The sequence below is a fragment of the Micromonospora sp. CPCC 205554 genome (genome assembly GCF_036902745.1).
GTDB lineage: Bacteria > Actinomycetota > Actinomycetes > Mycobacteriales > Micromonosporaceae > Micromonospora > Micromonospora tulbaghiae.
In genome coordinates, this window is record NZ_JBAKHP010000001.1 from 146,618 (window position 1) to 160,126 (window position 13,509).

12 protein-coding genes are annotated in these 13,509 nt (G+C 74.3%); 3 read left to right on the top strand and 9 right to left on the bottom strand.

All coding sequences use genetic code 11. The features are described 5' to 3' along the window. Window positions 1–50: 50 nt before the first annotated feature. From V6U82_RS00715 to V6U82_RS00735, 5 genes are all read right to left on the bottom strand, one after another. A complete protein-coding gene (locus V6U82_RS00715) occupies window positions 51–2,531 on the bottom strand; it encodes an ABC transporter permease (protein ID WP_334458550.1) in 2,481 nt (826 codons plus the stop codon). Window positions 2,532–2,536: 5 nt separating this feature from the next. Then, complete coding sequence (locus tag V6U82_RS00720; protein WP_334458551.1) at window positions 2,537–3,301, bottom strand: ABC transporter ATP-binding protein; 765 nt, start codon at window positions 3,299–3,301, stop codon at window positions 2,537–2,539. Between the two features lie 148 nt (window positions 3,302–3,449). After that, a complete protein-coding gene (locus V6U82_RS00725; RefSeq protein ID WP_128139207.1) occupies window positions 3,450–4,112 on the bottom strand; it encodes a response regulator in 663 nt (220 codons plus the stop codon). After that, complete coding sequence (locus V6U82_RS00730; protein ID WP_334458552.1) at window positions 4,109–5,326, bottom strand: sensor histidine kinase; 1,218 nt, start codon at window positions 5,324–5,326, stop codon at window positions 4,109–4,111. The genes V6U82_RS00725 and V6U82_RS00730 overlap by 4 nt, the downstream gene beginning before the upstream one ends. 50 nt (window positions 5,327–5,376) lie before the next feature. Beyond that, window positions 5,377–6,072 (bottom strand): DUF305 domain-containing protein, encoded by a 696-nt coding sequence (locus V6U82_RS00735; protein WP_334458553.1) that lies wholly within the window; start codon window positions 6,070–6,072, stop codon window positions 5,377–5,379. 138 nt (window positions 6,073–6,210) lie between these two features. On the opposite strand from V6U82_RS00735, the gene V6U82_RS00740 reads away from it, so the two are divergent. Together V6U82_RS00740 and V6U82_RS00745 are read left to right on the top strand one after the other, a co-directional pair. After that, on the top strand, window positions 6,211–7,662 hold the full coding sequence (locus V6U82_RS00740; protein ID WP_334458554.1) for an LVIVD repeat-containing protein: 1,452 nt from the start codon (window positions 6,211–6,213) through the stop codon (window positions 7,660–7,662). 87 nt (window positions 7,663–7,749) lie between these two features. Beyond that, window positions 7,750–8,364: an HD domain-containing protein gene (locus V6U82_RS00745; RefSeq protein WP_181726735.1), complete on the top strand. Its 615-nt coding sequence runs from the start codon at window positions 7,750–7,752 to the stop codon at window positions 8,362–8,364. Between the two features lie 32 nt (window positions 8,365–8,396). On the opposite strand, the gene V6U82_RS00750 is transcribed toward V6U82_RS00745, so the two are convergent. Next, a complete protein-coding gene (locus V6U82_RS00750; protein WP_334458555.1) occupies window positions 8,397–9,392 on the bottom strand; it encodes a carcinine hydrolase/isopenicillin-N N-acyltransferase family protein in 996 nt (331 codons plus the stop codon). Window positions 9,393–9,439: 47 nt separating this feature from the next. Further along, window positions 9,440–9,913: a DUF1203 domain-containing protein gene (locus V6U82_RS00755; RefSeq protein WP_334458556.1), complete on the bottom strand. Its 474-nt coding sequence runs from the start codon at window positions 9,911–9,913 to the stop codon at window positions 9,440–9,442. Window positions 9,914–10,035: 122 nt separating this feature from the next. Here V6U82_RS00755 and V6U82_RS00760 point away from each other — a divergent pair, with 122 nt between their 5' ends. Beyond that, window positions 10,036–10,911, top strand: a complete 876-nt coding sequence (locus V6U82_RS00760) for a transglutaminase domain-containing protein (RefSeq protein WP_334458557.1) — start codon at window positions 10,036–10,038, stop codon at window positions 10,909–10,911. A 6-nt stretch (window positions 10,912–10,917) separates the two neighbouring features. On the opposite strand, the gene V6U82_RS00765 is transcribed toward V6U82_RS00760, so the two are convergent. Both V6U82_RS00765 and V6U82_RS00770 read right to left on the bottom strand, forming a co-directional pair. After that, entirely contained in the window at window positions 10,918–12,528 is a 1,611-nt protein-coding gene (locus V6U82_RS00765) for an asparagine synthetase B family protein (RefSeq protein WP_334458558.1), read from the bottom strand. Window positions 12,529–12,532: 4 nt separating this feature from the next. Then, a complete protein-coding gene (locus V6U82_RS00770) occupies window positions 12,533–13,492 on the bottom strand; it encodes a hypothetical protein (RefSeq protein ID WP_334458559.1) in 960 nt (319 codons plus the stop codon). Window positions 13,493–13,509: the final 17 nt, after the last annotated feature.

Consider the following 13,509-nt stretch of genomic DNA (forward strand, 5'->3'; position numbering starts at 1 on the left):
CCGGCCCCGCCCACGGCGGAGCCGGCTCGTCCGTGTCCGGGACCGGGCGGTCAGTCCGCGCCGAGCGACGCCACCACCGGCCGGGACAGGGCGCGGCGGGCCGGCAGGACCGAGGCGAGCAGCGCGGCCACCACCGCCACGGCGACGATCAGCCCGATCCGTCCCCAGGGCAGCACCAGCGTGAAGTCACCACCGATGCGGGCGACCACGGACATCGCCCCGGCCGCCGCCCCGGTGCCGAGCGCGATGCCGAGCAGCGTGCCGACGAGCGCGGTGAGCACCGCCTCGACCGCGAGCACGCCCCGCATCCCGGCCCGGCTCAGCCCGACCGCGCGCAGCACCGCGGTCTCCCGAGTGCGTTCCACGACGGACAGGCTGAGCGTGTTGGCGACCCCGACCAGCGAGATCACCACGGCCAGGCCGAGCAGCGCGGTGACGAACCCCAGCACCAGGTCGACGGTGCCGGTAAGCATCTTCTTGTACGCGGCCTGGTCCATCACGTTCACCGTCGGGTAGCGGGCCAGCACCGACTCGACAGCCGCCCGGGCCGCGTCGACGCTCACCCCGGCGGCCGGGTCCACCTCGGCCAGATGGCCGCGCTCGGCGGGGAACATGGCGCTGAAGTCGCTGTCCGCCACGTCTACCAGGTGACCGGCGGGCACCGGGCTGCCGGCCAGGACCGGCTCCTCGTCGGCCACCACGGCGGCGACCCGGAACGGCCGCCCGGCGAGCGTGATCGTGGAGCCGGCTGTCCAGCCCCGGGCGGCGGCCAGTTCGCGGTGCACCAGAACCGCCCCCGGCCCCAGGTCCGCCGGGTCACCGGCGTCCACGGCCGACAGCGTCCGCCGGACCAGCGCCGGATGCGCGGCGCGCAGCTGCACGTCGTCGACCACCCGGCTGCGCTGCTCGTGCACCACACCCAGCTCCGGACGGGCGGCCAGATCGCCGGCGAGCGTGGCCGGCAGGTCACCGCCGATGCCGGTGACCAGGAAGTCCACGCCGATCCGGGCGTCCACCGCGCGTTCGATGCCGGACTTGACGCTCGCCGCGCCGACCACGAAGGCGGAGACCAGCCCGATGCCGATCACCATGGCCGTCGCGGTGGCGGCGACCCGTCGTGGATTGCGCACCGCGTTCGACACGGCCAGAGCGCCGGTGGCGCCGAACGCCGCGCGGAACGGCCCGCCGAGCACCCGTACCAGCGCCGGCACCAGCACCGGGCCGAACGCCACGATGCCGCCGAAGGCCAGCAACCCGCCGGCCGCGACCAGTACCACCTGGCCGGTGGCCCCGGCGCCGACCAGCGCCGCCACACCGGCGGCGAGCGCCAGCGCGCCGACCGCCAGCCGGATCCGCCCGGCCGGGCGGACCGGGTCGACCGCCGCGTCGGTGAGCGCGGCCACCGGGGCGACCCGGGTGCCCTGCCAGGCCGGCAGCGCTGCCGACGCCACCGTGAGCAGCGTCCCCAGCCCCAGCGAGACCAGCAGCGTACGCGGGGTCAGGGTGAGCCCGCTGCCCAGCGGCGCGCCGGTGCCGGCGAGCAGGAGGCCGAGGCCGCCGGCCACCGCCGCGCCGGCCACCACCCCGGCCACCGAGGCGAGCAGGCCGGTCACCGCGGCCTCGGACAGCGTGGCCCGGTAGATCTGCCCCCGGGTGGCGCCGACCAGGCGCAGCAGCGCGGTACGCCGGGAACGCTGGGCGAGCACGATGGCGAAGGTGTTGGCGATCACGAAGCCGGCCACCACCACGGCGACCGCCGCGAACGTGCCCAGCAGCATCCCGAACTGCCGCAGGTCGCGTACCGCGTCGTCGACGGCCGCGTCGAGGACGGCGTCGCGGTCCCGGACCGTCACGTCCGGCCCCACCACGGCGCGGATCCGGTCGGCCAGCGCCACCGCGTCCACACCGGGCCGCGCCGCCACCATGATCCGGCCGAAGCCCTTCTCGCCGCTGACGACGAGCGCGTCCGGGCCGGTCAGCCCGATGTACGGGCCGCCGACGTCGCGGGAGCTGCCGTCCACGTCGACGGTGCCGACCAGGGTGTACGGGCGGGCCGCGCCGTCCCGCCCGCCGATCGACACCGGCCCGCCCAGCGTGAAGCGCTGCTCGGCGACTGTCTCGTCGTCCAGCACCACCTCGCCGGGGCGCTGCGGCAGCCGCCCGGCCACCACGTCGTAGGACTGCAGGTCCGGCTCGGTGGGGATCGCGGCGAGCACCGCGTACCCGAGCACGGGACGGCCGTCGGCGCCGACGACTCCGGCGGAGCCGGTCAGCTCCCCCGCCGCGGCGGCCACCCCGTCGACGGCGCGTACCCGGTCCACGAACGCCGGGGGCAGCGGGTCGGTCCCGGCGTACGCGGCCAGGTCGGTGTGCCTGTCGAACTCACCGGCCCGCTCGTACGCCCCGGCGCGCATGCCGTCGGTGAACATCAGCGTGCCGGCGACGAACGCGACGCCGAGCACGATCGCCAGCGAGGACAGCAGCAGGCGCAGGCCGTCGGCGCGGACCTGGCGCAGGGTCAGGCGCAGCATCCCGGTCACCGCCCCGCCGGGGCCACGGCCGGGTCGAGCCGGCTGAGCGCGTCCCGGACCTCGCCGACTGTCGGCTCGTGCAGCTCGTCGACCAGTCGGCCGTCGGCGAGGAAGACCACCCGGTCGGCGTGCACGGCGGCGGCCGGGTCGTGGGTGACCATGATGACGGTCTGGCCGAGCGTGTCCACCGCCTCGCGCAGCAGCCGCAGCACCTCCGCGCCGGAGCGCGAGTCGAGGTTGCCGGTCGGCTCGTCGGCGAAGATCACCCACGGCCGGGTGATCAGCGCGCGGGCCACCGCGACGCGCTGCTGCTGCCCGCCGGACAGCTCGGCCGGACGGTGCCCGAGGCGGTCGGTCAGGCCCACCGCGGCGACCACCTGACGCAGCCACGTCGCGTCCGGCCGGCGGCCGGCGATCGCCAGCGGGAGGACGATGTTCTCCTCGGCGGTGAGCGTGGGCAGCAGGTTGAACTTCTGGAAGACGAAACCGATCCGGTCCCGGCGCAGCCGGGTGAGCCGCCGGTCGTCCAGGCGCGTCAGGTCGGCGTCACCGATGTGGACCGTACCGGCGGTCGGCCGGTCGAGGCCGGCCAGGCAGTGCAGCAGGGTGGACTTGCCGGAGCCGGACGGGCCCATGACGGCGGTGAACCGGGCGGCGGCCAGGTCGAGGCCGACGCCGTCGAGCGCGACGACGCGGGACTGCCCGGCGCCGTACTCCTTGCGCAGCGCGCGGGCGGCGAGGGCGACGCCTGTGGTCGGTGGTGCGGACACTGTGGTGCTCCTGTCGGACACGGTCTGAAGACCCTTCCGACGCTAGGTCCGGCACCGGTTGGTTGATCTCCACCTGCGCGCTCGACCTCGGTGCGACCACGGTCGTCCCCCACCGGGCCAACCCGTACGACCTGAGACGTACGACCGGTCAGCCGCCGGGCGTGACCAGGCCGCTCTCGTACGCCAGGACCACCGCCTGCACCCGGTCGCGGAGCTGGAGCTTGGCCAGGATCCGGCCCACGTGCGTCTTCACCGTCGCCTCCGCGACGTGCACCCGGGCGGCGATCTCGGCGTTGGAGAGCCCCTGCGCCACCAGCAGCAGCACCTCGCGCTCCCGCTCGGTGAGCTGGGCCAGCCGCGGGTCCGCCGCCGGCGCGGGACCGAGTTGACCGGCGAACCGGTCGAGCAGCCGCCGGGTGATCGACGGGGCCACCACCGAGTCGCCCTGTGCGACCACCCGGATCGCGGCCATGAGCTCCTCCGGCGGCACGTTCTTGAGCAGGAACCCGCTCGCCCCGGCGCGCAGCGCGGCGAACGCGTCGGCCTCGGTGTCGAACGTGGTGAGCACCAGCACGCGCGGGCCGCCGTCCGGGCGGGCACAGATTCGCCGGGTCGCCTCCACCCCGTCCATGGTGGGCATGCGCAGGTCCATCACCACCACGTCGGCCTCGACCCGGTTCAGCACCCGCAGCGCGTCCGCGCCGTCGATGGCCTCGCCGACCACCTCCAGGTCCGGCTGGGAGTCGAGCACCATCCGGAACCCGGCCCGCACCAGCGCCTGGTCGTCGACGATCATCACCCGCACGGTCACGCCGCCGCGCTCCCTTCCTCGATGCCGGCCGCCGCCGGCAGCGGCAGGCGCGCCTGCACCCGCCAGCCACCGGCGAGTGTGGGGCCGGCGGCGAGGCTGCCGTCGTACACCCCGACCCTCTCCCGCATGCCGACCAGGCCGTGCCCGCCGGACGGCGCCGGCCGGACCACCGGAGCGCCGCCGCCGTCGTCCACCGCCCGGACCACGACGGCGTCCGCGGCCCAGTCCAGCGTCAGCTCCACCGACGCGCCGACGCCCGCGTGCTTGAGCGCGTTGGTCAGGCTCTCCTGGACCACGCGGTAGACGGTCAGCTCCAGGCCGGGCGGCAGCACCCGCGGGGTGCCGGCGCCGCCGCAGGTGATCCGCAGCCCGGCGGCGCGGAACCGGTCGAGCAACGCGGGCAGCTCCACCAGCGCGGGTCGGCGGTGCGCCGGCTCGGCAGCCGGCACGTCCGCCGCCGGCAGCGGCTCCGGGCGGTCGGGTTCCCGGAGTACGCCGACCAGCCGCCGCATCTCCTCCAGCGCCGCCCGGCCGGTGTCCGCCACCACCTTGGCCGCCTCCCGGGCGGTGGCCGGATCACGGTCGAGCGTGAACCGCACCCCGTCCGCCTGCACGATCATCACGGCCATGCTGTGGGCGACCACGTCGTGCAGCTCACGGGCGATGCGGGTGCGTTCCTCGGCGACGGCGGCGCGCGCCTCCGCCTCCCGTTCCCGCTCCAGCGTGGCGGCACGTTCCTCCAGGCTGACCACGTAGAGCCGGCGGGTCCGCAGGTTCAGCCCGGCCAGCCAGACCGCGCCGACGATCAGCGTGTAGAAGAACGCGCCCATCCACCAGGGCCCGGCGCCGGGTGACTGGAGCGCGGCGAGCACTCCGCCGATCGCGGCGACAATCCCGGCCGCGATGCCGTCGCGGAGCCGGTCGGCGTACTTGACCACGCTGTAGAGGGCGATCAGCACGGCGACGTCGTAGCTGAGCGGGCCCCAGCCGGCGATCACCTGGACCAGCGCGAGCGCGGCCACCAGGGCGCCCACCACCGACGGGTGGGTACGCCGGACGAACAGCACCGCCGCCATCGCCAGGCCGACCGCGGACGCCGCGAGCCCGGTCAGCCCGGCGAGGTACCCGGACAGCACGAAGAACACGACGAGCCCGCAGACGGCGGCGTCGAACGCGACGCCCCGCAGCGGACGACCGAGGATCAGGCGGTTCACGATCCCCCAGCCTAGGCCCGCCCTCTCGCCCTCCCCCGCCCGCTCCCAGGTCAGGGGGTCAGGAGGGCCTGCATGCGGGTGATCTCGGCGGACTGCTCGACGGCGACCGCTGTGGCGAACTCCTGCATCGGCTGGTCCACGCCGACCTTCAGCAGGTCGGTGGACATGACGACCGCGCCCCGGTGGTGATCGGACATCATCTGCACGAACAGCCGGTCGAACGCCGCGCCGCGCGCGTCCGCGAGCCGCCGCATCGCCTCGGCGGACTGCATCCCGCGCATGCTCCCGTGGTCGTGCCCGGGCACGTCGGCGGGCAGGTCACGCGTGCTGAGCCAGGCGCGCAGCAGGCCGACCTCCGGACCCTGCGCGGCACGGATCCGCTCGGCCACGGCGCGGATCCGCGCGTCGGCGGTGCGCCCGGGCGCGAGCGATGCCATCTCCAGGGCCTGCTCGTGATGCGGGATCATCATCCGGACGTACCAGACGTCGAGGCTGTTCCACCGCGGCGTGGTGGCGCCCCGGACCTGCTCGGCGGGGCGGGTCGCGGCGGGCTCCCCCGGCCGCCCGGGCACCACCACCGGCGGCGCCGACGCGGCGGCGCTCGCGCTCGGCCCGGCCACCGCGACGGTTCCGGCAGCCTCCGGGGTACGGGCGTCGTCGCGCCCGGTCAGCGTCACCGCTCCGACCACCACGAGGGTCACCAGTGCTGTGACGCCCACCCACACTCGCGCCTGCCGGCTGGTCATACGACGCCTCCTCCGGTCAAGGTGACAGCGATCCTATCCATAGACGAAAGTTCCCGAGTGTGACCCAGGTCACATTGATGGGCGTCGTCAATAGGTAAGGTGTGGCGAATCATGACCCCCTTTCGAAGGGTGTTGCCGATGATCAACATCCGCACGTCCCGCATCCGGATCGTCAGCCTGGCCGCCGCCGGCCTGCTGCTCGCCGGCGTGTTCACCGCGCCACCGAGCAGCGCGCAGGAGATCCCCCGCGCCCAGGCCGCGCCGGCCACCGTGGACAACGCCGTCCCCGGTGTCGACGAGATCTCCAGCAGCCCCAACCTGCGTCAGGTGGCGAACCTGCCGAAGCAGGCGCCGTTCGACACCACGGCCGCCTTCGGCACCGACATCGCCTTCCAGGGGCGGTACGCGTTCGTCGGCAACTACGACGGGTTCGTCGTCTACGACGTCTCCCGTCCGAGCCGCCCCGCGATCGTGTCGCAGGTGCTCTGCCCCGGCTCGCAGAACGACATCTCGGTCCACGGCAACCTGCTGTTCCTGTCGACCGACTCCTCCCGCAGCGACGACTCCTGCGCCAGCACCACCCAGCCGGCGTCGGTGAAGGAGTCCTGGGAGGGCATCAAGATCTTCGACATCCGGGACAAGCGCAACCCGCGCTACATCAAGTCGGTGGAGACGGCGTGCGGCTCGCACACCCACACCCTGGTTCCCGGCAAGGACAAGCGGAACGTCTACCTGTACGTCTCCTCGTACAGCCCGCGTGCCGAGTTCCCGGACTGCCAGCCGCCGCACGACTCCATCTCCATCGTCAAGGTGCCGGTGAAGAACCCCACCACGGCCTCCGTGGTCGCCACGCCGAACCTCTTCCCGGACGGCGGCTACCCGGGCGTCCCGGGCCAGTCGTCGGCCACCACCGGCTGCCACGACATCACCGCGTACCCGTCGAAGGACCTGGCCGCGGGCGCCTGCATGGGTGACGGCGTCCTACTGGACATCGCCAACCGTGAGGCGCCCCGGGTGATCGAGCGGGTCACCGACGCGGAGAACTTCGCGTTCTGGCACTCGGCCACGTTCAACAACGCCGGCACCAAGGTCGTCTTCACCGACGAGCTGGGCGGCGGCGGCGCGGCCACCTGCAACGAGGTGGTCGGCCCGAACCGCGGCGCGGACGCCATCTACGACATCACCGGCCGCGGCGACGCCCGCAAGCTGGAGTTCCGCAGCTACTACAAGATCCCCCGCGTCAACACGGACACGGAGAACTGCGTGGCCCACAACGGCTCGCTGATCCCGGTGCCCGGCCGCGACATCATGGTCCAGGCCTGGTACCAGGGCGGCATCTCGGTGTGGGACTTCACCGACTCGCGCAAGCCCAAGGAGATCGCCTACTGGGAGCGCGGGCCGCTGGACGCCTCGCAGCTGCGTACCGGCGGGTCCTGGTCGGCCTACTGGTACAACGGCCACATCTACTCCAGCGACATCCAGAAGGGACTGGACGTGCTGGAGCTGCGTGACCCGCGCACCTGGCTGGCCCAGTTCCTGCTGGTGCCCGAGCTGAACGTGCAGACCCAGGCCGGCTACCTGAGCTGGTGACCCGCTGACCGCCGCCGGGCCCGGTGCCCCCTTCGAGGGGGACCGGGCCCGGTGCGGTCCCGGGGACGGGAACGGACACGTGCGCCGGTGACGATCGACGACCGGACGGCGGTGCCGGGCGACGCCCTGATCCGGGCGCTGCACGAACGGCTCGCGCCGTCCCGCGAGGCGTTACGCCTCGTCTGGACGCACTGCCGGATCGTGTGCGACATCGCCGAACAACTGCTCGGCCGCAGCGGTGCGGACGCGGACGTCGCCGTCGTGCGGGCCGGCAGCCTGCTGCACGACATCGGGGTCTACCGCCTCTACGACGCGAACGGCCGGATCGACGAGCGGAACTACGTACGCCACGGCGTGCTGGGCCACACGCTGGCGCGGGAGGCGGGGCTGCCCGAGGTGATCGCCCGGTTCTGCTCCCGTCACACCGGCGTCGGGATCACCAGGGCGGACGTCCGCCGGCAAGGGCTGCCGATCCCGGCCGCCGACTACACGGCCGTCACCGCCGAGGAACACCTCGTGATGTACGCGGACAAGTTCCACAGCAAGACCACGCCACCGTCGTTCGTCTCCGCCGCCTCCTACGCGGTGGCCGTGCGGCGCTTCGGCGCGGACAAGGCCGACCGGTTCGCGGCACTCGTCGAGCGGTTCGGCGAGCCGGACCTGTCCACACTCGCCGCCAGGTACCGGCAGCCGATCGTCTGACGGAACGGGACGCGACGCCACCGCGGCCGCGGTCAGTTGCTCATCGGCAGCCGGTAGTCGCGGGTGCCGCCGCCGGCGGTCACCACCCGCACCTCGCCGCTGCGCAGCCCGTACGCCACCGACCAGCGGGTGTGCGACTGGCGTACCGCGTTCAGCAGCCGCAGCGCCCCGGCGGCGTCGACCACTCCACCGGTGCGGTCCAGTTCCTTCGCCAGCACCCCGTACCTGTGGTCCTGCCGCAGTTCCCGGTCCGGCACACCCACGGCGGGCACGTTCGTCAGCGCCTGCCACGGGCCCTGTCGACGGTCCACGGTGAGCTTCCCGTCGACGAACTCCACCACCGCCGACGCGCCGGTCGCGTCGGCCAGCAGGTAGTGCAGCGGCGGCCCGCCGTCGAAGTCGAGGTTGTAGCGCCGGAACACTGCGACCGCCTCGTCCACCGTGGCGGCCGAGTCGAGCACCAGGCGCAGGATGCGCACCGAGCCCACCTTCGGCAGTCCGGGCACCGGCTCGGCGCGTGCCCCGTCGTCGGCGGCCAGCCCGACCGCGAGGCCCCGCTCGTTCATGCCGTCGAACGGCAGCAGCGGCGCGTCCAGCAGCCGCCGGTCCCCGGTCGGGTCGGCGGGCACGCCCAGGTACGAGATGTCGACGAGCGAGATCGAGGCGTACCCGTCCGGCGGGTCGGTGCGCAGCACCAGCGCGGGGTTCGGCTCCCAGTCGAAGTTGCGGGCGAACACCGGCCGCTGCCGGTCGGCGAGCGCGGCGAACAGCGAGCAGCCGACCGGGCTCGGCGGCGTCGACCCGGCCAGCCCGGCGGTCGGGTCGTAGTCGCCGTCGTACGTCATCTCGTACATCGGCAGATCGTCGATCTTGCGGAGGCTGGCCAGGGTCCGCTCGACCTGCCCCGGGTCCTGCCGGGAGGCGGTCGGTGAGCCGGCCGCGGCCGGCGGGCCGGACCGGCGGCTCTCCCCGCAGGCCGTGCCGAGCAGGAGCAGCGCGAGCCCGCCGGCGATGAGGGTCCTCCGCATACCGCGACGCTAGAAGAGGCGTCCGCCGATGTCCATCCGGAACCCGGTCAGCTCCGCACGACGGCGAACATCCAGCAGCCGTACACGACGTTGCGGCTGTGCAGCAGGTCCACCGCCGGATCGGCGAACAGCTCCGCGATCACCGCCTCCGGGTCGCCGCCGTCGTGTCGCCGTCCGCCCACGATGCGGCCCCGGCTGTCGTACGCGCGCAGCACCTGCTCGCGTCCGCGCCACCGGGACGGGTACGACGTCACGTCGTCCGGGCCGGCGCAGCCGGTGGCGTGCGCGAACACCGGCCCCACCTCGCGGTACGGGCCGGGCGGCAGCGGCGGGGCGTAGCCGAAAAGCAGCAGATCCTCGTCCGGCCGGGCGTCGCGCAGGCAGCAGCGCAGCGGTTCGCCGCCGGTGGCGCGCCGGCGCTCGGGCGGCTGCCCGGTGGCGTCGCGGCCGGTGCGGCGCAGTCCGGCGAGCTCCTCGGCGGGCAGCGGGCGGATTCCGAACGCGGTACGGGTCGTCGTCACGGTCCCAGCCTGGCGCGGCCCGGTCCGCGCCGCTGGCGGCGATCGGACCTGGTGTTCGGGTGCCGTGAAATTGGGCGCCGAGCGGGCACCCGCCGGCCGCATCCGGCGCCGAGAATGGCCGGATGGACGTCGACGACTACCGGACCCACTCCCCGTACAGCGATCCCCGCCACCACGCGGCGCTGCTCGACGCCGTGCCCGCCGACCTGCCCACCGTCGCGGCGACCGCCCGCAACGTGATCGTCCACTACCGTGCCGGTGGCGTGGAGCTGCCGGACGTCCGCCGGGCCGAGGTGAACCTGCGCTGGCTGGACCGCATCCTCGACGCCGACCAGTCCCGGTTCCCGCTGCCGCTGGCCGCCGAGCGCCCGGCCGCCGAGCGGGTCGCCGGCTGCTGCCGGGACCACACGCTGCTCACGGTCGCGGCGCTGCGCCAGCACGGCGTCCCGGCGCGCAGCCGCATCGGGTTCGCGAGCTACTTCGTGCCCGGCTGGCACCACGACCACGTGCTCGCCGAGTGGTGGGACGGCGAGCGCTGGGTCTGGTCCGACCCGGAGCTGGACCCGGCGGGCGACCGGCCGTTCGACGGCTACGACATCGACCCGGAGGCGGGGCACTTCGACTCGGCGGCCCGGGTGTGGCTGGCGTACCGGGCGGGCCGGATCGACCCCGGCACGTACGGCGTGGACCCGTCGCTGCCGTTCCGGGGCGACTGGTTCATCCACGACTACGTGCTGCTGGAGCTGGCCCACCGGCACAAGGACGAGGTGCTGCTCTGGGACGGTTTCGGGGCGATGACCGAGGACCTGACCGGCGCCGACCTCACGCTCGTCGACGAGGTCGCCGCGCTGCTGGTGGCCGCCGACCGCGGCGACGCCGCCGCCGGGCGGGAGCTGGCCCGGCGGTACGCCTCGGACGCCCGGTTGCGTCCGGGCGCGACGGTCCACTGCATGGACCCGGTCTCCGGCACGGCCGCCGACGTCGACCTGCGGCGGTGACCGGGCTCATCCGGGCAGGGGCGCCTCGTCGCCTCTGGTACGGCGCGGGTTGACCAGCCGGCGGACCATCGGCGCGGCGTTCCAGCGGGCCGCGCCGACCAGGTCCCGGGCGTGTTCCAGCACTGTGTAGTCGGGCCGGGCCATGCCCTCCGCGATGGCCCGGTCGAGGTCGTTGCCGCAACGGGTGAGCACGCTGTCGAAGTCCCGGCGGACCGGTTCGAGCAGGTCGTAGCCGAAGGAGCGGTGCAGCCGGGCGAACAGCGGCTTGTAGAGGCGGGCCCGCTCGTGCAGTCCCGACGAGTACGACATCGGGTTCTTCGGCCGCTGCCGGACGTAGGAGGGCAGCACGTCCGCGAAGGCCCGCCGGACGATCCACTTCTCCTGACCGTCGCGCAGTTTCACGTTCAGCGGCAGCCGCATGGCCAGTTCGACGACGCTGAAGTCGAGGAACGGCACCCGGGCCTCCACGCCGTGCGCCATGCTGGCCCGGTCCACCCGTTGCAGCTCGGTCCGGCACAGGTTGCGGATCTTGTGCAGGAACAGCCGGCGGGAGCGCTCCGGCCCGACCCGGTGGTACATCGGGTACCCGCCGAACAGTTCGTCGGAGCCGTCGCCGGTGAGCACCACCCGCACGCCCAGCTCGCGCAGCCGCCGGAAGATCGGCACGGAGACGACCGCGTTGATGATGTCGCCGTACTCGGTCAGCTCGGAGATCCGGATCGCCTCGCGGACGTCGGCGAGCCGGATGTCGCGCGGGCGCAGCTCGATCACCTCGTGCGGTACGCCGAGGTCGGCGGCGAGCCGCCGGGCGTACGCGACGTCCGGGCTCTCCGGCACGCCGACGGTGACCGCCACGCAGTCGGGGTGCAGCTCCCGGGCGTGCAGCAGCGCCAGCGAGCTGTCCAGGCCGCCGGAGAGCACCACGCCGACGGTGAGGTCGGTGTCCAGCCGGGCGCGCATCGCGTCGGTGAGCGCGACGCGGACCAGCAGTGCGGCCTCGTCCGGGTCGTCGATCACCGGCAGGCCGTCACCGAGGGTGAGCAGGTCGACGTGCGGGCCGAGCCGGACCGGGCGGCCGGGCTCGACCCAGCCGTGATGGCCGGGCGCCACCTCGCCGATCGGCGCGCCGTGCCCGACCAGCGCCTTGACCTCGGAGGCGAGGTGCAGGCAGCCGGGCAGGCGGGACCAGTACAGCGGCTTGACCCCGAGCGGGTCGCGGGCCAGGTACGCCCGGCCGGTGTCCCGCTCGACGATCACGAACGCGTACTCGCCGCGCAGCCGGCGGACCGCGTTCTCGCCCCACTGGTGGAACGCGGCGAGCACCACCTCGGTGTCGCCTGTGGTGCGGAACCGGTGCCCGAGCCGGGTCAGCTCGGCGCGCAGCTCGTGGTGGTTGAAGATCTCGCCGTTGAAGCAGAGCAGGTGCCGTTCGTCCGGCGACATCCACGGCTGGACGGACCGTTCCCGGTCCACGATCTTCAGCCGTCGTACGCCGGCGAGGAGGCCGTGTTCCTGCCGGGTCTCGGTGACCTCACCGCGCGGCGCGAGCGCGGCGAGCATCCGCCGGAACGTCGCCGGGTCCGCTTCGGGGCCGATGCTCAGCGCGATGCCGCACACCGGGTCACACCCCCATCTCGGCCTCGTACGCCCGCCGGTACCGGCGGCGGGCTGCCGGGGCGAGGCACACGTGCCAGGCCTGTCCCTCGTCGACCACGTTCACCTCGCCGGCGTCCTGGCGGGCCAGCAGCAGGCCGGCGAGCGCCGGGCGGGCGCCGAAGCGGTCGTACCACTCCAGTTCGACGTCGGCGGCCCAGCCGAGGCAGTGCCCGCTGGGCACCATCGCGGCGTACCCGAGGCGGCGCAGCCGGTACTGGTGCTCGGCGCTGCGGGCCAGGCTGGTCACCCACAGCGGCGGCGTGCCGTCCGGCGCGACGGCGGTGAACTCCCGGGCCAGGTCGTTGAGGAAGGCGATCATCTCGCGGCGGGCCCGGCGGAACAGCAGCCCGGCGGTACGCGGGGTGGCCTCCGGGCGCAGCCGTCGCCGGACCGCCCGCAGTCCGCGTCCCACCACTGTGGCGGGCTGTTCCTGGTAGCGGAACTCGATCAGGCCGCGGCGGCGCAGCCACTCCAGGTCGACCAGTTCGGTGCTGGCGCGGACCTGGTCGTCGGTGAGGAACGTGGGGCTGTCCCGCCACCAGAGCACGTCGACGCGGGAGAGCAGGTAGATCCGGACCAGCGCGGTGAGGTCCTGCGCCGAGCTGCGCGCGTTGGGCTGGTAGCGGGCCATCTCCAGCAGCAGGGTCTCCCGGGCGCCGATCAGGCCCTGCGGGGTGGCGTCGAGGACGGCGGCGATGGCCGGTTCGCGCAGCCGCTGGTCGAGCAGCACCTGGCGGGCGGTGGTGGACGGCGCGTCGGCGAGCGCGCCCACCTCGACCAGGAGTTCCGCAACCGCCGCCCGGTACGCGGACAGGTCCGGCTCGCTGCCCGCGCGCCGCCCGGCGGCGGGCACCCGCCGCGCGGGAGCGGTGGACGTGACGGCGGGACCGGGCTGGCGACCGGGGCTGCGGCTGGGCACTCGCATGGTTTCCGTCCCCTCTC

Excerpts from the sequence above, each read along its gene's own strand:
- V6U82_RS00750 (WP_334458555.1), bottom strand. The coding sequence starts at position 9,392 with ATGCGGAGGACCCTCATCGCCGGCGGGCTCGCGCTGCTCCTGCTCGGC.
- V6U82_RS00760 (WP_334458557.1), top strand. The coding sequence starts at position 10,036 with ATGGACGTCGACGACTACCGGACCCACTCCCCGTACAGCGATCCCCGC.
- V6U82_RS00715 (WP_334458550.1), bottom strand. The coding sequence starts at position 2,531 with ATGCTGCGCCTGACCCTGCGCCAGGTCCGCGCCGACGGCCTGCGCCTG.
- V6U82_RS00770 (WP_334458559.1), bottom strand. The coding sequence starts at position 13,492 with ATGCGAGTGCCCAGCCGCAGCCCCGGTCGCCAGCCCGGTCCCGCCGTC.
- V6U82_RS00740 (WP_334458554.1), top strand. The coding sequence starts at position 6,211 with ATGATCAACATCCGCACGTCCCGCATCCGGATCGTCAGCCTGGCCGCC.
- V6U82_RS00735 (WP_334458553.1), bottom strand. The coding sequence starts at position 6,072 with ATGACCAGCCGGCAGGCGCGAGTGTGGGTGGGCGTCACAGCACTGGTG.